The sequence below is a fragment of the Rhodococcus sp. 06-418-5 genome, assembly GCF_002258285.1.
GTDB lineage: Bacteria > Actinomycetota > Actinomycetes > Mycobacteriales > Mycobacteriaceae > Rhodococcoides.
Genome location: NZ_NOYE01000009.1, coordinates 67,817 through 89,040 on the forward strand (window position 1 = coordinate 67,817; position 21,224 = coordinate 89,040).

Below are 21,224 nucleotides of genomic sequence, written 5' to 3' on the forward strand. Positions count from 1 at the left end.
TCGACTCCAAGACCAGGTGAAGTACGACGTCTTGAGCCCATGGATCATGGCGGTCCTTCACCGCATCTAGTTCTGGTGACGGATGTTGACCGTGAACTCGCATCGGCGTCAGTGGTTGCCCTGTCTAACGACGTTGAGATGGGCAGTGATATAGATCGTCTATTGCCTCGAGGCGCCAGTGGGTTACCTTACGACCTCGTCGTGTTGCCCGACGTGGTTGGCCCTGTGTGGTTTGTACAACTGGGGCCGGCCCTCGCGACTTTTGTTGGGGACTTTGCAGAACTGCCGCCTGCTGGTATCCCTCTGCGCGACCAGAAGGATTTTCGCTGGGCATGGAAGGAGCGCCGACTCGACCAGTTGGTCGCCTTGACTGCCGAATGCCGCTATCAACTACTGGACGGCGAGTTAACAATGGTTGTTGATCCGGCGGCTTTCGACCTGGATTTAGTCGCGAACGAGGATCGGGCACAGATGACTATTGCAACGGTTAACCTATGTAAATCTCAATCGATCCGCGTGTCTACAAATGTGCTGCGATCGACTGCAGTGAGCAGCAAATCTCCCGCGTACGAGTCATATGTAGCGCTCACTCGAACAATCCCTCGTTATCCACACTTGCTCTATCCGGACGCGCTATACAGCGGGGAAGTGGCGTTTCAACGAGACGTTGAGGACGATCCTTTGCCGAATGCGGTCGCCGGGTTAATAGCTAAGTTAGATGATAATCTTCGTTGTATAAGGGTTGCAACAATCTCTTCGCTATGGAATCGTTCTGCACTCGATTCTGGGGCAGGATACTTTGGTATAAGTATGGAAGGAAGAAGACATCAGATGGTGCTTTCCAAAGTTGATCACGAAGAGGACAGTCGTGTCTGAATCTGTTTGGCACGACGGCCTGACTTTACGTCGCTGGCGTCTGCGCAACTTCAAATCGGTGCAGCATGCGGATGTTGAACTAGCGCCACTAACTGTGATCGTTGGTGCAAATTCGGCTGGCAAGAGCACACTATTGCAATCGATAAGAGTCGCTGCTCAAGCCGCCACCTCAAACAGCGAGTTTTTTCCCCTGAACGGTGAGCAAATTCGCGTCGGCACCTTCGATGAGACGCGATTCTCGGGCGCTCGCGAGGCAGGCGATCCAATAATGCTAGGTGGACAGTTTCACTTCGGTTCGGAATCCTACTCAACCGTTGCACCTGGCTACGGCTCAGTGCATCTTCCACGCCGCCGATTTCGTCGGCAACGTGAGCACGGGCAAGACACTTTTATCGATTGGGACTTGACTCTAATGGGGGCCCCAAAGCAGCAGTCTGCATCAACCAACATAGTCGGGATCGAAGTGTCCGCTTTTGTCACTAGCGACTTGCATTCGTCCCTGCGCGCCGATCGCTCTGCAACGCCAACGTCAAATTCTTTCGGCCATGAATACCAGTACGGGGGAACTGTCACCGAAGCAGCGGGCGAATCAATAGAACTAACCGACCTCAATATTCGTGGTGGTTTTCCGATTCGATACATGTACACGGAGCCGCTCGCTGACATCCTGTTTTGGGCGTGGTATGAGGGCCGTCAGGCAGCGATGCGCGCCAATCTTCCTCGCGACGCATCTGCGAGGACTCGCGAACGGTGGTTGAACGAGGACGCCAAAAAGGCTAGAGATGAGTCTGGACCAATGCCCGGCACTGCGGAGGTGGTCGACGCGATCACGGCGGACCTCCGTACAATTCTGGATGATCTTCAGGACGTGCTGCAAACGCCGAACGCGCAGCGGATGCTTTATATCCGCGTTAGAGAACTAGCCGATACACGGGAGTGGCGTCTGGATAGTGATTGGCCTAGGACTCAGCTGGCGGAAATATATCAACAGGTGACAGAGCGGCTGGGCCTTGGCGACCGGCGAGGCCCCAAACTTGCGTCACTGCCGGACCTTCTGGATTCGACGGTAAGCGAGTCCAGGGATTTTCTTGCCAACCGCGTTCAGCATCTGGGTCCGCTTCGAATGGACCCGCAGGTTGTTTATCGATCATCGCCCACCGCCAATCCGGGATTCATTGGGGCCAAGGGGGAGTACACCGCCTCGGTCCTGGAAACTGGCGGCGATCAGAGAATTCAGAACCCGCCGGTACTCCCCGACGGCAAAGGATCCGGTCAGACGCTGCTTAAAGCAGTAAACTCGTGGGCCGCACACCTAGGGATCGGGGACGGGTTCAGTACTGAGGACAGCGGACGTCTGGGATTGCAACTTTCGGTTCGGCCTTCGGACGTGAACCTCGATCTGGATCTAACAAGTGTCGGAACGGGCGTGAGCCAGATCCTTCCTGTCTTAGTCATGTGCCTACAAGCCCCTCCAGGATCGCTGCTTCTGATTGAGCAACCAGAATTGCACTTGAATCCTGCCGTGCAACAGCGTTTAGCGGATTTTCTGCTGGCAGTTGCATCAAGCGGACGGCAATTAATCGTGGAGACTCATAGTGACTATCTGATCACCCGTTTGAGGCGGCGTACAGCTGAAGACCAAACCGATCTCAACCAGCAGCGCATTACCATCATCTTTGCCGAGCGACACGATGGCGCTACGACCTATAAGGGAGTGAGACCGGCCTCTGACGGGTCAATGGCGGACTGGCCATCGGGATTCTTCGACGAAACCGCACAGGATTCGCAAGCTCTAATGGAGGCACTGATCGAGAGGGCAGAAAGGTAGAGTCACTGGTCCTTCAGGTAGTTGGCGGGCGGAATTCACCGGTCGGCGCATCGCTAAGTTAAATTAATATTAGTTCATCGTTCTTATAGGTGGGTGATCTGAATCAACGCATCGTCTGCGCTCTCGTTGAGTTGCGAAGAATCGTAGTCGAGAAATTGGTCGAAGCGCTGGAGAGTCTGCGCCGTTTGGGAAAGTGCAGTCCGTCCGTGTTCTTGTTGGTGCAGCGTAGCTAGGGATTTCTCGGGCCTCATATGTAGAGTTGTTGGCTAAGTGATCATGATGTGCGGGCGCTATGTGTGTTGCGAATGCGGTTGAGTATTCCCACACGTGGTGATGAACGCGCTGATCGCTGTGATCCTCACGCCGGCATCGACCGGAGGTGTGATCGGTTGCTTGTCGCAGCAACCCAGCGAACCAGTGCTGAGTTCGGCGAGGGCCCAATCGCTGAAGCGATTTTCTCTCCGACGATGAGGTCTGGCGGGTCCCCTCCGAAATGCCGGGAATCGCTTGAGCCTCGACTCTGGGCGGCCGATTGGCCACATATAGGTGTTGTGTCCGTGCGTTCGCCGAGACATTCGGCAGCTCCAGCGGTCGCCCGACCCACGTGACCTGTTTGCGGGCACACATCAACTCGCGACGTGGTTCGCCCCTGCACGTGGAGCGCTGCGAATGCCGCGGTCACCTACATCTCAGGCCCGGCGATGTTCGGAGGTCTGCGCGGCCCGTTGATCTGTTGGGGTTGACTGGCAGGTCCCCGATAGTCGGGCCACCGTGTTCTAGAGCCACGGTGTGATTGATTTCAGTCGATCTCGCAACCCTCGACCGGTTGGTGGTTGTGGGTGCATCGGGCAGCGTACTCGGCCGGCGTGAGGTAGCCGAGGGATGAGTGCCGGTGTCGATGGTTGTGGTCGTCTTTGAAGTCCTCGATCACCACCCTCGCTTCGAGCAGGCTCGTCCAGTGATTTCGGTTCAGGCACTCCTTCCGTAGCCGATTGTTGAACGATTCGATGTGTCCGTTGTTCCACGGCGTCCCCGGCGGGATGTAGGAGATACCGACACGATCTCGGCAGAATTGTTGCAGCACATGAGAAATGAACTCCGGACCGTTGTCCATTCGCAGCACCAACGGCGGCCCGCCCCACAGCGCGAACGTCTTGTCGAGCTCGTCGGTCAGCCGCTGTGCGGTGATCGAGCGCTCCACGATATTCAACAGGGACTGCCGGGTGTGTTCGTCGATCATCGACGCGATTTTGATCGCCTTCCCGTCTACGGTCGAATCGAACTGAAAGTCCATAGCCCACACCACTTTCGGCGCATCGGCTTCGATTTGCGGGCAGGAGCTGATGCCGGCGCGTTTGCGTGGATGGTAGATCCGAACCTGCAGACCCTCCTCTTTCCAGAGCCGGTGCACCTTCTTCTTGTTCACCGACATGCCCTGGTCGTGCCTCAGATGTGCCCAGGCGCGACGGAAGCCGTGCAGCGGATGCGAGCCTGCGTACTTCCGCAACGACGCCCTCAAAGCCGCGTCGGGGTCCGCGGGCGTTTCGGCGATCGGTGTTCGTGCGTAGGTGGAGCGGGCAAGCCCAACTGCTCTGCACGCCAGACGTTTCGACACACTCATCGTGTTGACAAGCATGTCGACGGCGCGGCGCTTGGCGGCTGGGCTCAGAATTTCCCCTTCGCTACCTCCCGCAGTGCATCCTTCTCCAGCTCGGCCTCGGCGAGCAGGCGTTTGAGCTTGCCGTTCTGCTCGCGCAACTCTTTGAGTTCCTTCGCGGCATCGGTGTCCATCCCGCCGTACTGACGACGCCAGTTGTACAACGTCGCCGCCGACACCTCGAGCTCCGCCGCGATCTCATCCTGCGTCTTGCCCGCAGCAGTGAGCTCATCGGCACGGCGCAGCTTGCGCACGATGTCCTCGGCAGAGTTCCGCTTCCGTCCAGCCATGTTCTCCATCGTCCTATCCGCCCAGCTCATGGGCAACAAGACTCTAAAACGAGATGGCTCCGTTCACTGGGGACACGCCAGTTGACCACCTACAACAACTGAGTCTCGACGGCCGCGTGCAGATCCGGGTTCGGTGTCAGTTTGCGCGAACTCAGCGTGCGCAGAGCGATGTATCACGCGCATGACTGAAGAGCTGGGCCCGATCGGTGAGGACCTTGAGCGAACAAATCCAATTTTGACGCTCCATCTTCATCTGCGACCTGAAAATGCCAACCCTGTAATTCTCCTGGTTTAAGAATTTGACATCTCGCCTCGCAGCACGCCTCTAACAGTGTGAGGGACCGGAAAGCCGCCCGACGAGGGGCGGCGTCTGGACCATGACCGCAGTTACGGAGGTTACAGCGTGCGTATCGAAAAGTGTGACATTGAAAGCAGCCCGATCGCGGCTGGTGCTCAAAGCGACAGTCCTTGGTCTGACTCAGCCTGCGTGGGGGTGTCTCATGCATAGTCACGTAACCCACGCTGACCTGGTCACGTTCGCGGTCAAGAGGGTCAATGTGCCCTCTGCGACCGCCAAATCGCGGCGCACTCAGGTCGCGCACCTACGGAGTCGACTTGAGGCATACATTGCAGACCACCCCGACTACAACCTCGTGAAGATGCGTGGGTCGGGGAGCGTCGCGAAGCACACCGCTATCAATTCAAGCTCTGACACTGACATCGCCGCGTACGTACGCGCAGCGGCAGTGGGAGGTGTAGACGTCGACGAAACTAAGCTTCTGGAATGGCTCCGTGACCGCTGTATCGAGGTATACGGCGCAACTAAGGAAGCCAGCGATTTCGAGATCTCGCACCACGCGGTCGGCATCACGATGCACGGCACGGGCCTCAAGATCGACGTAGCCCCGGTGCTTTACGAAGGCGAGCCGGACGATCGCGGACACCTCGTCACTCAGACAGGTGACCGCGTCCTCACGTCGGTAACGCTGCATAAGGAGTTCTTGAACAAGCGGCGCGCGGTGGCAGGCCCCGAGTATAGGGAATTCATCCGCCTGGTGAAGGCCTTCGTCCACCGCGCCAAGCTGGAGGCCGCCGCCTCCGGACCGGAGCTTCGTTTCAAGTCATTTCTCGTCGAGCTCATAGTGGCGCATCTGTGGGACAACGGCTGGCTTTCGAAGCCGTTCGCGATCAAGGACTACCCGCGCGCTTTCGAGCAGTTCTTCGCCTACATCGTTATGACCGAGCTTAAAGAGCCGATCGTTTTCACCGACTACTACCAGGCAAGCGAGGTCGACATCTGCGTCGACGCTGTGCAGGTCTGGGACCCAGTTAACCCGTCCAACAACGTGACTAAAGGCTATTCCGAGAGTGACCGCTTGAGACTCGTCCAGCGGTGCTCCGAAGCCCTCGACAAGGTCAACACCGCCTCGTCCGCCACGAACAAGACCGCCGCCGTCACAGCGTGGAAGTCGCTCTTCGGCCCGACCTTCCCAGGAGCCTGACATGACCAGTTCCTATACGCGTTCCGCAACATTCACTATCACCAACGCGCGTGAGATCGCAGCCAGCGTAGGTGCCGACCTACGCAACCTCTACTCCAAGTACGGCGAACCCGACCCTAGTTGCATTGAGATGTTCACAGAGGAACTTGCGTTATACCTCAGGGCCGGGTATCTCGACTTTGTTCAGTTCGGATTCCGCGATGAAGACAGATGGGTGCTCAAGCTCCAGTACACCGCCGTCGTGGGCGGGCACCTCCGCAACGACACCCCTGGAAACCTGCCCAGTGCGATGGCTGTAGTCGGGCACGACTTCCACAGCTACCTCCAGCAGAACTCTGCGTTCCGCGGCCTCTCGCCCGAAGAACGGGCGGCGTTCAGGGCAACCCTCCCTACGAGTCGGACCCCGGGAACAGCCCCGACCGCCAACCGCGCGACCTCATCTGCCGGAACTCAATTCTCGAACAACGGCCGGGGTGTTGACCGCACCGTCTACCTCGATATCTGACCACCGCCCGGTGCCCCCACACAGGCGAAAGCCGATAACACATTTTAAGGACCAAACCCATGGCAAGTTCAACAAGCCTTTTTCATCCAGTTATCCCGCTACCGGACGACGTCCGTGCTGACCGCTACGCCAGATTGGTGGGCCTCGACTCGGTCAAAGCCAGGCTCCGCAAGGAGGCAGCTGTCCTCGCCGACCCGACGATGCTCACCGGATGGGCATCCAAGAACCATCCGAAAGTGGCACCGAACGACCAATCGCTTACCCTGCTTAAAGACCGCGCCCCTCTGCTGCTGTTTGCAGGCGACGTCGGTTCTGGCAAGTCCGCACTCGCGGAGAGCTTCGGATGCGACCTCGCTACACACCTGGGAACAGAGGTCGAGCTGTGGCGACTCAAGCTCTCGACTCGTGGATCGGGCCACGTAGGCGAGATGACCGGCCTGATCAACTCTGCATTCGAAGAAGTCACGTCCGAGGCCAAGCTCGGCCGCAACTATCGCACAGGCGAAGTCTCGAAAGTTACCATCATGGTGATCGACGAAGCCGACGCACTCGTCCAATCCCGCGAAGCCACCCAGATGCACCACGAGGACCGAGCAGGTGTCGACGCGTTCCTCGCCGCGATCGACAATCTCGCCGGCTCTGGCATTCCACTTCTCGTGGTGATGTGCACCAACCGGCTCGCAGCGCTAGATCCGGCAGTCAAGCGCAGGGCCGCAGCCATATTTGAGTTTGGACGTCCGGACGAAGGTCAACGGCGTCAGGTGCTCGCGACGGCTTTTAAAAACTACGACCTCGCCGATGACACCATAGAGAAGCTGGTTATTGCGACCGGACCTCAAGGCCCCGAACACTACGGCTTCACTTATTCAGACCTCACCCAGCGCCTTCTGCCCGCCGCAATACTGACTGCCTTCCCCGACGACGCAATCACTGCAGACCTACTTTTCGCAGTGGCTTCGGACCTCGGCCCCACCGCCGCCTTCAACGACCAGGCGACAGCATGAATGCCCCGACCGCTCCTCGCGACGCGGGCGCCCAGACCGGCACCGAGGTGAAACCGTTGACGGGCCAGTACGACATCGCCGCAGCATTTCGTCGAAAGCAGTCGATTCTGCTGGACTCGCACGCCTCGGTCCGCGACGTGATCAGTCATCCGACAGGTCTGGGCGACCATTCCGAGGCTGACTGGGTCGGCGTGTTGAAGGATTTTCTGCCTGAGCGCTACACTGTCGGTCCGATTTTTGCAGTAGACGCAGATGGTGCCAGGAGCGAACAAATTGACGTGGCGGTCTATGACAGGCAGTACTCACCACTCTGGTTCGGATCGCAGGCCGGCTTCAATATCGTTCCTGTGGAAGCTGTATACGCAGTGTTCGAGGTCAAACCAACCATCGACACTACGTACATCGCCGCAGCGTGTAGGAAGGTCGCGTCTGTTCGCCAGCTTCGCCGCACGTCAGCACCCATCAAGCACGCAGGCGGGGCCTTCAGTGCGACAAACCCGACGTCGAAGCACATCATAGGTGGGCTTCTTGCTGCAAAGGCATCGTGGGTCGATCGCACCGCGACAATCGCGAAGCTCGAAGAGCATTTGCCCGCAATTGGTTTGGACGGATCCCTCGACATCGGAATCGCGGTTGACACGATCGCGTTCGACTACACACCCGCGCCTACCAAACTAGGGAGCAGGCAGGGCGAGATCCCGCTTGAGTTCAGCGCGGAGACCGACCAGCTGATTCATTTTGGGATCCGCCTTTTTCGTCAACTGCAGCAACTCGGGACCGTGCTCGCCATCGATATGGGCGACTACGAGTCAGCGCTTGCTCGACAGTAGACCAGCGTCTCCGCTAGCCAAGATCGAGTCGCTTGTAGGTTGGAACCCGTCGCGAAAGACATGTTCAGGCGGGCGTGTGCAGCGACTTTTTGGGGACACCCCGCGATGTTCACACGATTGTTGTATTAGGGTTTGTGGCGCGAAGTCGGACCTCTCCACCCCCCAAGTGCCGGCGTTCTGGGCGAGTTGTTATCCGTACTTTACGATCAGACTTTTATTCGAGCTTTCGAGCAAATACGAGTGAGTTATTGCGGATGCACGCGGAGACGTCAACCCACCGAACGGTGGGAAGTTAGCGTTCGGGAGAGATCGTCTGAACGCTTTGCGCCTGGTAGGCACAGTCACTGGGTCCGGGGTTCGAGTCCCTGTGGGCGTAAGCGAGAAGGCCCGGTGCCAACCGCGAGCTAGTCGGTCATTCTTATGGTTTTGCGTTCCGGGTGGAGCACGAACGCATCCCGCGGCCGTTGTCGACTACTCGCTCTTATGTTCAGCTGACCCTTCGTGAACGCTTCCTGCAGTTCCGCCGGTGAACGGCAACCCGTCTTCGTGAGTTGGACCGTGAGAGTTGATGCAAACCAATGAATTGCAGATTGGAGGTTCCTCGCTCAAATTCCGATCGGAATCAGGCTCGGTGTCACAAGCGTGTCACAAGTCGGTACCTACGAGGATGGATTCGGTTGGTACCACCTGGACGATTGGCACTGGTCAGAGTGTCTGTGGTGGTTCCATCCGGACGTATCTGGTTGTCTCGCAACATACTTGTAAGCGAGCGGTCAACGGTTCAATCCCGTTAGGAGGCTCTTTCGGACGGCTCTGACCAGCGAAAACGGTTGGGGCCGTCTCTTTTTGGCCTATCTCGGCCGCTCGTTTCTTGCGCGAGCCCGGTTCGTCCACCTGGGTTTATGTGTCGACTGTGACCTGGGGTTTTGCCGGTTCGGCGGCTCCATTCGGCGTTCGGTGTCACAGAATGTCACAACTCGTTGCCAACTCATCGGTGAGCGTTCGCGTGGATGTAGGTGGCCGCGTACGGACTGGGCGGAAGGTTGCCGGACCGGATTGCACGTCGGATCCAGTGTCGGTTCTGTAGGCCTGGAGCCTACGTATCCGACACTGGATCGAGGTGTCTGTGACGACAAGCGATGTTCGACGCCGTCAGGCCGGTCTACCTTCGGAGTTCACTCGGCTTCCGATGCGGATGGTGCGGGCCGCGACGGCGGCCGATGTCTACGCGCACCCGCGCGCCGAGCTTGCGCGGCTGACGGACTTGGGTCTGCTGCATCTGGTGGCAAAAGGCTTCTAGGTGGCGGTGCCCGACGATCGGGTCGGGACCGAGTGGATGCCTGGATTCGAGGCTGCGGCGACAGGTATCGCGGTTGCGGCCTACAGCGCCGACGATGCCGTCGTAATGGGTGTCAGCGCGGCCCGGCTGCACAGGGTAATCCCACGAGCGTTGGCGACGGCTGTGGTGACTGTGCCGAAGCGGCACGATCCGATTCGGTTGGCGGATCGTCAGGCGCTGGTTCGGTTAGTTGTGCGCGACACGGCACGTCTGGATGCGGAGCGCGTCGTGCCCGAGTTGGATTTGGTGAAGCGTCCGGGCTCGGTGACGCCGAGTGTGAGGTGTGGCCGGCGGTGGAGCAGTTGTATCGACGGTGCAGTCCAGAAGTGTTAGCCGAGATCGCTGGGGCTCAGAAGATGCGAACGACGCTGACGCGTCTGCAGGATCGGTTGGGGGAGAAGTAGTGAATCCCGACGAGCTGGAGACGGTGGCAACGCAGTTCGGTGTCGCGAGCGCTCAAGTCGAACGGGATCACCTGATCTCGCACCTGCTCGGCTATCTGAGTGCGCACTTCGCGGATCGGAATGTATTCATCGGCGGAACAGCCTTGGCTCGAACCCATTTGGGCGATGGTCGTCTCAGTGAGGACATCGACCTGATTGCGGTCGGTTCCAGATCGGAGGTCGCTCGTGATCTCGTCCGCGCTCTCCCACGCGCGGTGATGCGCAGCCACGGGCGATTGGTGTGGGACTCGGCGATCAGCGAGGTGCCCGAGCGCCTCGGTGCAGTGGTGAGGTCGCAGTCCGGTCTGGCTGTCAAGGTGCAGTTGCTGTCGGCGGAAGGTCGCCCAGCATGGCCGCTGGAAAACCGGCGGCTCGAACAACGGTTTGAGGATGCACCGGGAGCTGAGTTGACGGTGCCCACGCGGCCCGCGTTCGTTGCGGGTAAGACGGTGACCTGGTGTGAGCGGCGGGCGTCGCGTGATCTGTGGGACCTGTGGGCACTCAATCGCATTGGCGCATTCGAACCGGAAGTGGCCGATTTGTATCGGAGGTTCGGGCCCACGAACAAGTTGCCTGGTGAATTGCAGTTCGCGGATGCTCCGACCGAATCCGATAGGGAGAGCAAACTTTTCCGCGTCCGGACCCGTATCTTGCGAGCTGGGTGGTCGATCAGCCGTCGGAAGCGTGGAGGTCGACATCGGGGAAGCGCTCATCGAAGACGCGTTGGACATCGGGGTTGACCGCAGCGAAAACCTGATCGAGGAGCGTGCCGAGTTGCAGCGTCTGCGAGTGTCCTAGGACGTCGATCATGACGCGCCTGACTTCGCGGACGTGCCCGGGGGCGGCCTGGGCGACCACGTCCTTACCCTCCTGCGTCAGAGCCACCTCTGTGAAGCGACCGTTGTCGGTATCCGGTCGGCGACGCACCCAGCCGCGATTCTCCATCTTGGTCAAAGTGTGTGACAGGCGAGAGATAGAGCCACCGACGAATGCGGCGAGGTCACTCATGCGGACCGTCTGATGGGGCGTGTCCGATATACATGAAAGGACCATGTAGTCGAAGTTGTTGATTCCCGCGTCTTGCTTGAGCTGGACACTCAGGACTGTCGGCAGCGACTCGACCAGACCGGCGAGCGTCAGCCACGCCCGGATCTCCTCCGGGTCAGCCATTGGGGGTCGCTCGTCATCGCCCGAGTGTAGTTTTCGAGTTTGACGGGCACGTTCATCGACCTCAGTGGACATCGCGTAGGCCGCGCTTCGCCGGCGGTGACGCCAGGGTGCGAGAGCTCTGCCTGAAGTATCGAAGGTGCACTGCTACGTGCAGCGCTGCGTTGTGTTCTTACGCGTCTGGTCCGATCAGGACGATCCCGTATTTGGGTGCGGCGAGCATCATGCGTGCGATCTCTGCGTCGTCGATGGCTGGGGCGGGGCCGTTGTTGGTGGCGGGTTGGCCGGACTCGCGGAAGAAGCCTTCGATCCCGCCGGGGATGAAGCCCAGCAGGATTCGGCTCGGTGTATCTGCTGTGTTGCGGAAACTGTGGGCAATTCCTCGAGGACCGAACGCGAAGTCACCCGGCCCGACTGCGTGGGTCGCGCCGCCGATTGTGATCTCGAACGTCCCGTCGAGAACGGTCCAGAACTCGTCCTCGTTGGTGTGGATGTGCGGGGGCGGGCCACCGCCGGGGGTGGTGATGCATTCGATGACTGCGAAGCTTCCACCCGTGTTCTCGGCGGTTGCCTTGTAGATCAGGGTGTCGGCGACGAACCACACCCGCTCGCCCTCCCCGGCTGCGACGGTGAAACCTTCGACGGGAGTGGTTGTCTCCCCGCCGCTTTCGGTATCACCGGTGGTACCCCGCGGATTGTGTTCACCTGGGAGTGGTTCGAACTCGCTCCTGTGCGGGGATATGCCCGCGGTCGTCCGTGCCGGTGTCGATGTCGTTCATCGACACCTTGACGGCAAACACGCACTGTTGAAATATCAACTGTGGGTGTCGAGGTGTTCCGAAGGGGGAAGTCCGGACGGGACAAGGAAAGCTTTGAGTCTCGACCCTGTGGGAGGGTCTCAGGACGTGAGCTTGGCTTGGTAGCGATCGAGGAGCGACGGGACGCCGGCGGTCGGGGGTGCCCACGAGTTCGGAACCGGACAATCGACGGCGACACGGCGGGCCGCAGCCACGAAGTCGCGGGTCAGAGGCGAGTCGACGTCCGAACGCCACCCGATGGACAACGGTGTGGGGGGTATGCCAGTCACCGGAACGAATGCCAAACCTGGCCTCGCATAGAATCTTTGAGTCGACGCTTGCGAGAACGCCACGCCCTTGCTGGAGAGGATGGCTTCGAAGCACTCGTCGACAGTGGAGACTTCGGCACCGAGACGAACGGTCTCACCATCCCTCGAGCTGACGGCGAGCCAGAAGTCCCTCCATGATTCCGGGCTGCGCCTCGCGACGAACGGTTGCCCCGCCACTTCTTCAACACTGGTCGAATCTTGCTGCGCCAGAGGCGAAGTGGATGCTACGACAAGCACTCTCGGCTCCACGAACAGTGTCTCGAGCGCAAGCCAGTCCTGCACGACGACCGGCGGCCTGACGAACGCGACGTCGACCGACCCGTCGCCGAGTCCGACGTAGGGGTCGGTGAAGTCGAACGACTGCATCTCGACCGCGACGTCGGGGTGGAGAGCACGGAAAGCCGACAAGATGTCCGGCGTCAGCTCCGCGGCAGCGTTCGCCTGGAATCCGACGATCAGGTTGTTGCGCCCGCTGCGGCCCACCTGACGTGTCAACGACGCGACACGCTCGGCATCGGCGAGAAGCTGCCTGCTCCCTTCGAGGAGCTTGTCCCCGGCAGGGGTCAACGAGACATGACGGGAATCGCGGATGAACAGTGCGGTTCCCAAGGAGTGTTCGAGTTTGCGAATCTGGACGCTGAGCGAGGGCTGTGCGATATGCAGCCGCGCTGCTGCCTTGCCGAAATGAAGCTCTTCCGCGACGGCCACGAAATACGACAACGGCCTGAGCTCCAACGGAAGATTCACGTCCCCGATGCTATTCCCGCAGCTAGACCAGCACCAGTAGTTGTTTCCTATCGATCGGGCGACCGATTGGTATTGGACGAACCCGCAGGTCCAGCGTGTGATGGGTCACATGACAACACCAACCGACACCACCACCCAGACCCCGGAACAGTGGGCCGACGCGTTCACCCAAGCATCCGACGCAGACGCCGAGATCTCCGCGCACGGCACGTACTTCACTTGCTCGTACCTCCTCGACATGGACACCCACTCCTTCGTCATCGAGATGTCGAACGGCAAAGTCCACGCAATCGCCGTCGACCCAGGCCCGCTCGACCGGCCATATCAGTTCGCCATCCGCGCCGGCGTCGAGACGTGGCAGGGCTTTGGAGTTCCCGTTCCGGCACCGATGTTTCACGGCATCTGGGCGGCGTCGTTCCAGCGCGACATGAAGCTCGAGGGAGATGTCCTCGTCCTGATGCAGAACCTGCGCTGCGTTACCCGCCAGATCGAACTGCTGCGCGCCGTCGGCGTTCCGGTCTAGTCCCCGACTCACACACGACTCACCGAAGGAACAGAACATGAGCAAGATTTCACCTGTGACCGGCCATTACGTCGATGTCGACGTCGACGGTCTTCTGTACAAGGTCTTCTACCTAGAGAACGGCACCGGCCAACCGTTGGTATGCCAGCACACCGCCGGGTGCCACAACCACCAGTGGCGTGGACTGCTCGAAGACGAGGACATCACGCAGAATTACCGCGTGATCGCGTACGACCTGCCCCGCCACGGCAAGTCCGATCCGCCGGAGAACACAGAGTGGTGGAAAGAGGAGTACAAGCTCTCGGCCGACCATTACGCCAACTTCATCGTGGCCCTGGTCGATGCACTCGAACTGGAGAATCCGATCTTCATGGGTTCGTCGTTCGGTGGCAACATCGCCTTGCAGCTGGCGCTTCGCCATCCGGAACGCTTCGCCGGAGTCATCCCGGTCGAGGGAGCCGACTACTCACCGGGCTTCTACCTCGACTGGTGGCAGCACCCCCACGCGAACGCTGCGCAGGTGTGTGCAAGTGGCACATGGGATCTCATGGCACCACAGTCGCCCGAAGCCGACCGCTGGAAGACCTGGTTCTACTACACGCAGGGATCCGAGGCGTTCAAGGGCGACTTGCACTTCTACTCCGTGGACCACGACCTGCGCGACAAGCTCGACCAGATCGACGGCGACCGTTGCCCGGTCGTCATGCTGACCGGCGACTACGACTACCTCACCACCCCTGAGGACAGTGCCCGCACAGCTGCGCAGATCAAGAATGCGAAGTTCATCGAGATGAAGGACATCGGGCACTTCCCGATGAGCGAGAACCACCCGGTGTTCCGGACGTACCTTATCGAGGCGCTCGAGGTCTTGCAGAAATCCGCGTCCACCTCGGTCTCCGTCTGACCTGACCCTGTACACACCCGCATGCTCGCCGGCCTCCGACACGGGGCCGGCGAGCATTCTTTTCGGCCCTCGAAAGGGAGATCCCGATGTCTGCCAAACACTTTCCGTACTGGGTTGCCGGCGAATCGACTACCAGCGGTGTCGCTACCGAGATCCGCAATCCGTTCGACGGTCGCATCGTGGGGACGGTGTTCGAAGCGGCGTCGGAACACGTCGACGCCGCGATCGAGGCGTCCGCCGCGGTGGCGGACGAGTTCGCGGGAACGCCGGCCCACGTTCGGTCGGATGCGCTCGTACATGTCTCGACGCGTCTGCACGAGCGTCGGGAGGAAATCGCTCGGCTCATCTCTGCCGAATCCGGCAAACCGATCAAGTGGGCGCGAGTCGAAGTCGCTCGCGCGGTGTCGACATTTCGGTGGGCGGCCGAGGAAGCACGACGATGGAGCGGGCATCTTCAGCGACTTGACACCGACGCTGGATCGGACGGCCGCTTGGCGCTGATTCAGCGCGTCCCACGCGGTCCCATCCTCGGAATTGCACCGTTCAACTTTCCGCTGAATCTGGTGGCCCACAAGGTGGCACCGGCCCTGGCGGTCGGCGCGCCGATCATCGTCAAACCTGCGCCGGCCACCCCGCTGACAAGTTTGGTGCTCGGCGAAATGCTCGCCGAGACATCGCTTCCGGCGGGTGCTTGGTCAGTGCTGACCGTCTCTAACGACAAGGCATCGGACATGGTCGTGGACCCTCGGCTACCGGTTGTCTCGTTCACTGGATCGGTTCCGGTGGGTTGGTCGATTCGAGAACTCGTTCCGCGCAAGCACGTCACGCTCGAACTCGGAGGTAATGCCCCGGTGGTGGTCTGCGCAGACTGGGCCGACGAGGAAAAACAGGAGTACGCAGCCGAGAGAATCGCACGATTCTCGATGTACCAAGCGGGTCAGTCGTGCATCGCGGTGCAGCGCGTCTTCGTCCACGACAGTCTCTACGACGCCATGCGCCGCCGCATTCTGGCTCACGTCGCGTCGCTGTCGACCGGTTCACCCGACGACGACGAGACCGACGTCGGCCCCCTGATCGACGAGCGCGCAGCCGTGCGCGTGGAGGAGTGGATCGAGGAAGCCGTGGAGGGGGGAGCTACCGTTCTGGCCGGCGGTGGACGCACGGGCGCAGTCGTCGATCCGACGGTCATCGAGGATGCACCGCCAGGGGCCAAGGTTGTCGACGACGAGGTCTTCGGGCCCGTTGTCGTACTCTGCAAAGTCGCCTCGGATGCGGAGGCATTCGAACAGGTCAATGAATCCCGATTCGGATTGCAGGCGGGCATCTTCACGTCGAACCTGCAGACGGCGTTCACTGCGTCACGCGTCCTGGACGTCGGCGGGGTCATCATCGGTGACGTGCCGAGCTTCCGCGCCGATCAGATGCCGTACGGCGGAGTCAAAGATTCTGGGATGGGCAAAGAAGGGGTGCATTCGGCGATGGAGGACCTGACGCAGGAGAAGGTGCTCGTTCTGACCGGTATCGAGATTCCCTGAGATTCGGCACGACCCACCCAACTCCGAATGCCTGTTCCGACGGCAAATTCACAGTGCGCCGGCTTTCCCGTCGGGGCCGCGAGTCAACCGTTCGCCCTCACGCCAGGCAAGACCGAAACCAACCACAACGGGACTGCGCGACCGACCGGGTGTCTGTCGGTCCAAAGAATACTGATGTTCGTTCGAGCCAGTGGGCCGAGGTGTCGGATGTGTTGTACAACGTCGGTTTACAACTACCGTATTTGGGTGGAGTTGGGTCTCGGTGTCACGAGCGTGTCACATGTCGGTACCTACGAGAGTGGATTCGGATGGTCCCGCTTGGACGGTCGATGCAGGTCAGCAGCTCCATGGTGGTTCCATGCGGACGTATCTGGTTGTCTCGCAACATACTTGTAAGCGAGCGGTCAACGGTTCAATCCCGTTAGGAGGCTCCACTGCTCCGATCCCGCTGCTGGGGTCGGAGTTTTTTGTCTGTGCGGGCCGGTGTGGAGGGTTCGCGCGCACATACGCCCCTCGTGGGAATTCACGGTGTCTGCAGGAGGTGCGGATTCCGACGAGGGGCGTAGATCCGCGGCGGTCAGAGTGATCCGTGCCGGACGATTTGGCCCAGAGCCTACGTATCCGACACTCATGGGCGTACACGTGACTTGAAGCGATGTGCGACGCCGTCAGACCGGGTTACCTCCCGAGTATGCGCGGCTTCCGATGCGGGTGGTACGGGTCGCGACGGTGGCCGAGATCTACGCGCACCCGAGGGCCGAGGTCGTGCGTCTGACGAACTTGGGCCTGCTGCATCGGGTGGCGACGGGCTTCAGCGTGGCGGTGCCCGATGATCGTGTCGGGACCGGGCTTGGAAGTAGCGGCGGCCGGTATCGCTGTCGCGGCGTACGGCCCCGATGACGCTGTGGTGATGGGTGTCCGCGCGGCCCGGCTGCACGGTGCGATTCCGCGTCCGTTGGCGACGGCGGTGGTGGCTGTGCCGACGCGGCACGATCCGATTCGGTTGGCGGACCGGAAGGCGATTGTTCGGTTCGCCGTACGTGACACGGCGCGTCTTGATGCGGAGCGCATCGATACCGAGTTGGGTCCGGTGTTGGTGACGACTGCGGAGCAGGCGGTCTTGGATTTGATGAAGCGTCCCGGGCTCTGTGATGCAGAGGGTGAGGTGTGGCCGGCGGTGGAGCAGTTGTATCGGAAGTGCAACCCGAAGGTTTTGGCCGAGAACGCCGATGTTCAGAACGTGCGAAAGACGTTGGTACGGATGCAGACTCGGTTGGGGGAGTAGTCAGTCCCGACGAGCTGGACTCGGTGCCAACGCAATTCGGTATCGCGCGTCCACAGGTCGAGCGGGATCACCCGATCTCGCACCTGCTCGGTTACCTGAGTGCGCACTTCGCGGACCAGGATTGTGTTCATCGGCGGGACAGCCTTGCCTGGAACGCGCAGTTCACCAATCCATCCCATCGAGGCAGAGCCCCAGACACCTCCTCTGCCCGGAATGCGCGATGCGGCCTCACCGTGCAATAGCCAGGTGCCAATGTGGGTTCGCAGTTCAATCCACCTCTTCGCCGATCCACTTGGCCAACAAGTGGTGGATGTGGCGGATTTTCACTTCTTGATAGCGAGCCAACGGCAACGTCTTCGACTGCGCGGACTTGAGGCCCTTGTGCACCTTCGGCATGTTGTACGCGTCCTGGTCGAACACCCTCGCAGAGCTACCGAGAACCGTTGCTTCCAACCAGGACTGCTCGGGGCGAAGCCACTGGGTCTTGGCCGGCTTCGGCCGTTCGCCCTTGAACGGCGCGAGCAGATAGACGTCCATGATCGAGGTTTCATGGTTGTCGCCGTTCGGGCGGAACCGGTAGACGATGCGCTGGTACGCACCCCATGGATGGAAATTCGGAAAAACTGTGTAGTACACGCTGTCGAGCGACTCGGCGTCGGACATGTTGTCGGCCTTGACATCTCCGATGATGTCGCGCAGTCCTTCTCGAGCGAGCATGCCCGACATCTCCCGGGCGGACACACCGTCGGGCAGCGTCACCATCGGGTCCTCGTCGATGCGAGCGTCGACCATGGAGTCGAACATCTCCTGCTCGGACGGTACGAAGTTGATGTGCGGGCTGGGCACGCCGTTGGCGGTGATGCCGCGGTTGAAGTTGCCCCAGGTGTCGTACTGGCTGTTGGAGTCACCGGTGCCGACGACGCGTTGCGGATGCGTGGTGATGACGTGGAACGCCTCGGAGAACGCTTCCTGCGCGATCTTCCAGTTCGCCTGGATCACCTGTGCGACGTGGGCCTGAATGTAGCGGTCCTCCAACGGCCAAGCCTCGAAATGCTTTCCGAGGTCACCGAGAAAGCTGTCCAGCGACTCGGACGTGGGATCCATGTTGATGAAGACGAAGCCGCCCCAGGTGTCCACCTTGACCTGAGGGAGGTCCATCTTGCCCTTGTCCACATGCGGGAAATCCCACGCACACGTCATCGACTTCAGTGACCCGTCGAAGTTCCACGCGAAACCGTGGAAAGGGCAACGCAATTCGTTGCCCGCCGGCCCGTCCTCCTCGCGGAGGGTGCGTCCGCGGTGCAGGCAGGAGTTGTAGAAGGCCCGGATTCCCATGTCCTTGCCGCGTACGAGAAGAATCGACTTCTCGCAGATCTCGTAGACCAGTGTGTCGCCCGGCTCGGGGATCTCCTCCTCACGGCACGCCATCTGCCATACCTTGTACCACACGCGATCTCGCTCGAGTTCGTGGTACTTGCGGCTGATGTAACGCGAGATCGGGACGAAGTTCTGGTCCTCGTACATCTCGTGTGACTCGATGCGCAGGATCTCCGGTACGGGATGGGTGTCGGTGTCCAGGAGTCGTTGGTAGCCAACGCCGTTCTCGATGAACCCGGCGTCCTCGGCGGGGCGTTCTTCGGTGTTGGTCACAGTTTGCCTCCCTGTTCGAGCGTGATGGCGCGGGCCTCTTCCGCCAATTTGTCGGACTGCATCTTCTCGAGTAGTTTCGCCGCACCCATGAATCGCCGGTTCTGTGTGATCGGCACGGGTTCGCGGGGGCCGAGTCCGACCCACCGGGCCAGCTCGGGGTCGACCGCTTTCACCTCGCCGTGGAGGTAGCGGCCCTCGGGGTCGAACGTTCCGGTCTTGCCGTGGCGGTCCGTGACCAGAACGTTGAAGTCGTCATCGAATTCGTAGATAGCGTGGCTCATCGGATGCTTGATCTGTCGCATCGCAATCTCCTTGGAACGGGGCAACGCCCTTACTTGGTGCCGAATGCATTAACTGTAACAGCGAACAGTGATCGCGGGCACACTTTTCTTTAGGCTGACTCCAAAAACTCCGGTCATGTGCGTGCTGCCCACCGTAGGGCTCCCGCCACGAGTCGGCGGTAGACGGGATCGGCGAGGGTGGGCGACTTGTCGCCGGGCTGCAGATACGCCAGCCGACTGCGGCCGTTGGTTTTCGTCCACCCGACCAGCTGCGAGCCCGGTCGGTGGCTCCAGCCCTCGCGTTCGTCGCGGCGGCCCGCCATGGCCAGTGCCGTCGACCAGTGCACGCCGTCGGTCATCTCCGCGTCGGTGCGCAGCAGGGGAGTGACGTCGTCCTCGAAGACTTGGCACAGGTAGGTCTCGTCGACGAGGTCGAACGAATCGGGGATGCCGAGGGTGATCGGGTGCGCACGATCGGTGACGGTGATTGTCTGCGGAACTGCATGTCGGTAGCCGGAGTCCGGGCAGTCGACACCGCGGACGATGCCTGGCCGGTAGAGGTATCGGCCACCCACGAACTCGGCCCACTCGTCCCAGTTCGCCCACGAGGCGATGGCGTGATGCAGCACCACGTAACCGTGTCCGCTGGTCGGAGCCGCGGCTACAGCTGCGCGCACGGCCTCCGGTGGATCGGCCGGTGTGGGCAATGTGCCGGGCATGTCGTAGTGCAACGAGACGTCGAACCGGGCCAGGTCGTCCGGGCCGAGATCCGCGTCCGGGTGTTCGTGCCAAGACACGTCGCCGGGCAACGAGTCCAGGAGTTCGGTGAAAGCATCTCGGTCGAACGAATGCCCACCGGTGAATGCCGCAATACGCATGAACGGGTGTCCCATCGATCAATTTCAACTTGTGATGCAGTCAAGTTACTCGGCGAGGGCGGTAGTTCAGCGTCCTTCGATCATCTTCGAACAGACCTCGGTGGTCGCCGCCCGCAGCCGAGGTGCCGATATGCCGGCCAGCGGCCCACCCTCGATGCGCAGCGGCTGGATGGCGATGGTCGTGGCGATCATCGTCCGCACCCGCAACGACCGCGCGGCCTGCTGCGCTGCCGCGGACCGCTTGTTGGCCGGTGTCTCCGCGACCGGGAAGTAATCGAATGCACGTCGGATGTGCCGGTCCTCGTACTCCTTCGTCAGCAGGCGAGTTCCGGGCGTCGCGCCGCCGGCCATTTGCAGAAACAGCATTCGCGCCGCGTTCGGGTGCTCGGCCGTCCAGTCCCACACGGCGTCGATGACGCTCTTGAACGTGTCTGCGTCGGCCTCGGCGTCGTCCGGCCGGGCATGCTGCGCGGCGGCGGAACTGGCGTCCATCGCATACCCGAGGGCGCTCTCGAACAGCTCTTCCTTGCTCGCGAAGTGGTAGTAGACCGCGGTCGGTACCATGCCTGCGGCCTCGGCGATCTCCTGTATCGACGTTTCTGCGAAGCCTTTTCGGGAGAAGACGCGGACGGCTGCTTTGACGATGAGGTGCCGGCGCGACGGCCGATGGGCAGAACCCTTCGGTGCACCGGGCTCGGCCGGCGTGTCGACGGTGTTCTCATCGTCTGCGTTGGCAGAACTCGACGAGACGGTGCCTACCGGATCGTCGTCGGTGGCGGGCGATGAATCCCAGCCGTTCGGCGTCTCGTCTGCGTGACCGTTTTCGGGGTCGCTGTTTCGTCGTCGTGGCACCG

Annotated in this window: 20 protein-coding genes; 12 read left to right on the forward strand and 8 right to left on the reverse strand. The window is 60.8% G+C overall.

Translation table 11 applies throughout. The annotated features are described in order from the left end of the window. Positions 1–75 precede the first annotated feature (75 nt). The gene (locus CH274_RS28830) at positions 76–876 is read left to right on the forward strand and encodes a hypothetical protein (RefSeq protein ID WP_143546525.1); all 801 of its coding nucleotides are present in this window, start codon (positions 76–78) and stop codon (positions 874–876) included. Beyond that, positions 869–2,704, forward strand: a complete 1,836-nt coding sequence (locus tag CH274_RS04215; protein WP_143546526.1) for an AAA family ATPase — start codon at positions 869–871, stop codon at positions 2,702–2,704. Before CH274_RS28830 ends, CH274_RS04215 begins: the two co-directional genes overlap by 8 nt. A 799-nt stretch (positions 2,705–3,503) precedes the next feature. Here CH274_RS04215 and CH274_RS04220 read toward each other — a convergent pair. Beyond that, positions 3,504–4,651 (reverse strand): IS3 family transposase gene (locus tag CH274_RS04220; protein WP_373453907.1). Its coding sequence is split into 2 segments (ribosomal slippage): positions 3,504–4,375 and positions 4,375–4,651, totalling 1,149 coding nucleotides; the frame shifts between segments, so codons are not numbered across the junction. Positions 4,652–5,151: 500 nt separating this feature from the next. Here CH274_RS04220 and CH274_RS04225 point away from each other — a divergent pair. The 6 genes from CH274_RS04225 (at position 5,152) to CH274_RS04250 (ending at position 11,014) form a co-directional block, all read left to right on the forward strand. Continuing rightward, positions 5,152–6,153, forward strand: a complete 1,002-nt coding sequence (locus CH274_RS04225; protein ID WP_306436594.1) for a CBASS oligonucleotide cyclase — start codon at positions 5,152–5,154, stop codon at positions 6,151–6,153. Position 6,154: 1 nt separating this feature from the next. Beyond that, the gene (locus CH274_RS04230) at positions 6,155–6,658 is read left to right on the forward strand and encodes an HORMA-1 domain-containing protein (protein ID WP_094656855.1); all 504 of its coding nucleotides are present in this window, start codon (positions 6,155–6,157) and stop codon (positions 6,656–6,658) included. Between the two features lie 137 nt (positions 6,659–6,795). Beyond that, complete coding sequence (locus CH274_RS04235) at positions 6,796–7,662, forward strand: AAA family ATPase (protein WP_256993478.1); 867 nt, start codon at positions 6,796–6,798, stop codon at positions 7,660–7,662. Then, positions 7,659–8,492: a DUF6602 domain-containing protein gene (locus CH274_RS04240; protein ID WP_094656857.1), complete on the forward strand. Its 834-nt coding sequence runs from the start codon at positions 7,659–7,661 to the stop codon at positions 8,490–8,492. Before CH274_RS04235 ends, CH274_RS04240 begins: the two co-directional genes overlap by 4 nt. Positions 8,493–9,612: 1,120 nt before the next feature. Further along, complete coding sequence (locus CH274_RS29625) at positions 9,613–9,792, forward strand: hypothetical protein (protein WP_256993479.1); 180 nt, start codon at positions 9,613–9,615, stop codon at positions 9,790–9,792. 442 nt (positions 9,793–10,234) lie between these two features. Continuing rightward, positions 10,235–11,014, forward strand: coding sequence for a nucleotidyl transferase AbiEii/AbiGii toxin family protein (locus CH274_RS04250; RefSeq protein WP_094656858.1), 780 nt, complete (start codon positions 10,235–10,237; stop codon positions 11,012–11,014). Here the strand turns inward: CH274_RS04250 and CH274_RS04255 are convergent. The 3 genes from CH274_RS04255 to CH274_RS04265 all read right to left on the reverse strand — a co-directional run bounded on the left by CH274_RS04255 (position 10,944) and on the right by CH274_RS04265 (position 13,314). Next, on the reverse strand, positions 10,944–11,444 hold the full coding sequence (locus tag CH274_RS04255; protein ID WP_179275637.1) for a MarR family winged helix-turn-helix transcriptional regulator: 501 nt from the start codon (positions 11,442–11,444) through the stop codon (positions 10,944–10,946). The two genes, CH274_RS04250 and CH274_RS04255, sit on opposite strands and share 71 nt — an antisense overlap. A gap of 169 nt (positions 11,445–11,613) precedes the next feature. Beyond that, a complete protein-coding gene (locus CH274_RS04260; RefSeq protein WP_179275638.1) occupies positions 11,614–12,045 on the reverse strand; it encodes a cupin domain-containing protein in 432 nt (143 codons plus the stop codon). Positions 12,046–12,339: 294 nt separating this feature from the next. Then, positions 12,340–13,314: a LysR family transcriptional regulator gene (locus CH274_RS04265; protein ID WP_094630310.1), complete on the reverse strand. Its 975-nt coding sequence runs from the start codon at positions 13,312–13,314 to the stop codon at positions 12,340–12,342. A gap of 109 nt (positions 13,315–13,423) precedes the next feature. On the opposite strand from CH274_RS04265, the gene CH274_RS04270 reads away from it, so the two are divergent. The 4 genes from CH274_RS04270 (at position 13,424) to CH274_RS04285 (ending at position 17,561) form a co-directional block, all read left to right on the forward strand. Beyond that, positions 13,424–13,837, forward strand: coding sequence for a hypothetical protein (locus CH274_RS04270; RefSeq protein ID WP_094656939.1), 414 nt, complete (start codon positions 13,424–13,426; stop codon positions 13,835–13,837). Positions 13,838–13,874: 37 nt separating this feature from the next. Next, a complete protein-coding gene (locus CH274_RS04275) occupies positions 13,875–14,741 on the forward strand; it encodes an alpha/beta fold hydrolase (protein ID WP_008719926.1) in 867 nt (288 codons plus the stop codon). An 86-nt stretch (positions 14,742–14,827) separates the two neighbouring features. Then, on the forward strand, positions 14,828–16,276 hold the full coding sequence (locus CH274_RS04280; RefSeq protein ID WP_094656861.1) for an aldehyde dehydrogenase family protein: 1,449 nt from the start codon (positions 14,828–14,830) through the stop codon (positions 16,274–16,276). A gap of 829 nt (positions 16,277–17,105) precedes the next feature. Then, complete coding sequence (locus tag CH274_RS04285; protein WP_256993480.1) at positions 17,106–17,561, forward strand: type IV toxin-antitoxin system AbiEi family antitoxin; 456 nt, start codon at positions 17,106–17,108, stop codon at positions 17,559–17,561. Positions 17,562–17,828: 267 nt separating this feature from the next. Here CH274_RS04285 and CH274_RS04290 read toward each other — a convergent pair whose 3' ends face one another. The 4 genes from CH274_RS04290 to CH274_RS04305 all read right to left on the reverse strand — a co-directional run bounded on the left by CH274_RS04290 (position 17,829) and on the right by CH274_RS04305 (position 21,222). Further along, the gene (locus CH274_RS04290; RefSeq protein ID WP_094656862.1) at positions 17,829–19,211 is read right to left on the reverse strand and encodes an aromatic ring-hydroxylating oxygenase subunit alpha; all 1,383 of its coding nucleotides are present in this window, start codon (positions 19,209–19,211) and stop codon (positions 17,829–17,831) included. After that, positions 19,208–19,513 carry a hypothetical protein gene (locus CH274_RS04295; protein WP_094630315.1) on the reverse strand — a complete coding sequence of 102 codons (306 nt, stop codon included), beginning with the start codon at positions 19,511–19,513 and terminating at the stop codon, positions 19,208–19,210. Before CH274_RS04295 ends, CH274_RS04290 begins: the two co-directional genes overlap by 4 nt. A gap of 113 nt (positions 19,514–19,626) precedes the next feature. After that, positions 19,627–20,385, reverse strand: a complete 759-nt coding sequence (locus tag CH274_RS04300) for a ThuA domain-containing protein (protein WP_256993481.1) — start codon at positions 20,383–20,385, stop codon at positions 19,627–19,629. 51 nt (positions 20,386–20,436) lie between these two features. Continuing rightward, a complete protein-coding gene (locus tag CH274_RS04305) occupies positions 20,437–21,222 on the reverse strand; it encodes a TetR/AcrR family transcriptional regulator (protein WP_094656940.1) in 786 nt (261 codons plus the stop codon). Between the last annotated feature and the right edge of the window lie 2 nt (positions 21,223–21,224).

Bases quoted from the DNA above. Each gene is read 5' to 3' on its own strand.
- CH274_RS04300 (WP_256993481.1), bottom strand. From the start codon at position 20,385: ATGGGACACCCGTTCATGCGTATTGCGGCATTCACCGGTGGGCATTCG.
- CH274_RS04295 (WP_094630315.1), bottom strand. From the start codon at position 19,513: ATGCGACAGATCAAGCATCCGATGAGCCACGCTATCTACGAATTCGAT.
- CH274_RS04270 (WP_094656939.1), top strand. From the start codon at position 13,424: ATGACAACACCAACCGACACCACCACCCAGACCCCGGAACAGTGGGCC.
- CH274_RS04240 (WP_094656857.1), top strand. From the start codon at position 7,659: ATGAATGCCCCGACCGCTCCTCGCGACGCGGGCGCCCAGACCGGCACC.
- CH274_RS04225 (WP_306436594.1), top strand. From the start codon at position 5,152: ATGCATAGTCACGTAACCCACGCTGACCTGGTCACGTTCGCGGTCAAG.
- CH274_RS04275 (WP_008719926.1), top strand. From the start codon at position 13,875: ATGAGCAAGATTTCACCTGTGACCGGCCATTACGTCGATGTCGACGTC.
- CH274_RS04280 (WP_094656861.1), top strand. From the start codon at position 14,828: ATGTCTGCCAAACACTTTCCGTACTGGGTTGCCGGCGAATCGACTACC.
- CH274_RS04285 (WP_256993480.1), top strand. From the start codon at position 17,106: ATGATCGTGTCGGGACCGGGCTTGGAAGTAGCGGCGGCCGGTATCGCT.
- CH274_RS04230 (WP_094656855.1), top strand. From the start codon at position 6,155: ATGACCAGTTCCTATACGCGTTCCGCAACATTCACTATCACCAACGCG.
- CH274_RS04255 (WP_179275637.1), bottom strand. From the start codon at position 11,444: ATGGCTGACCCGGAGGAGATCCGGGCGTGGCTGACGCTCGCCGGTCTG.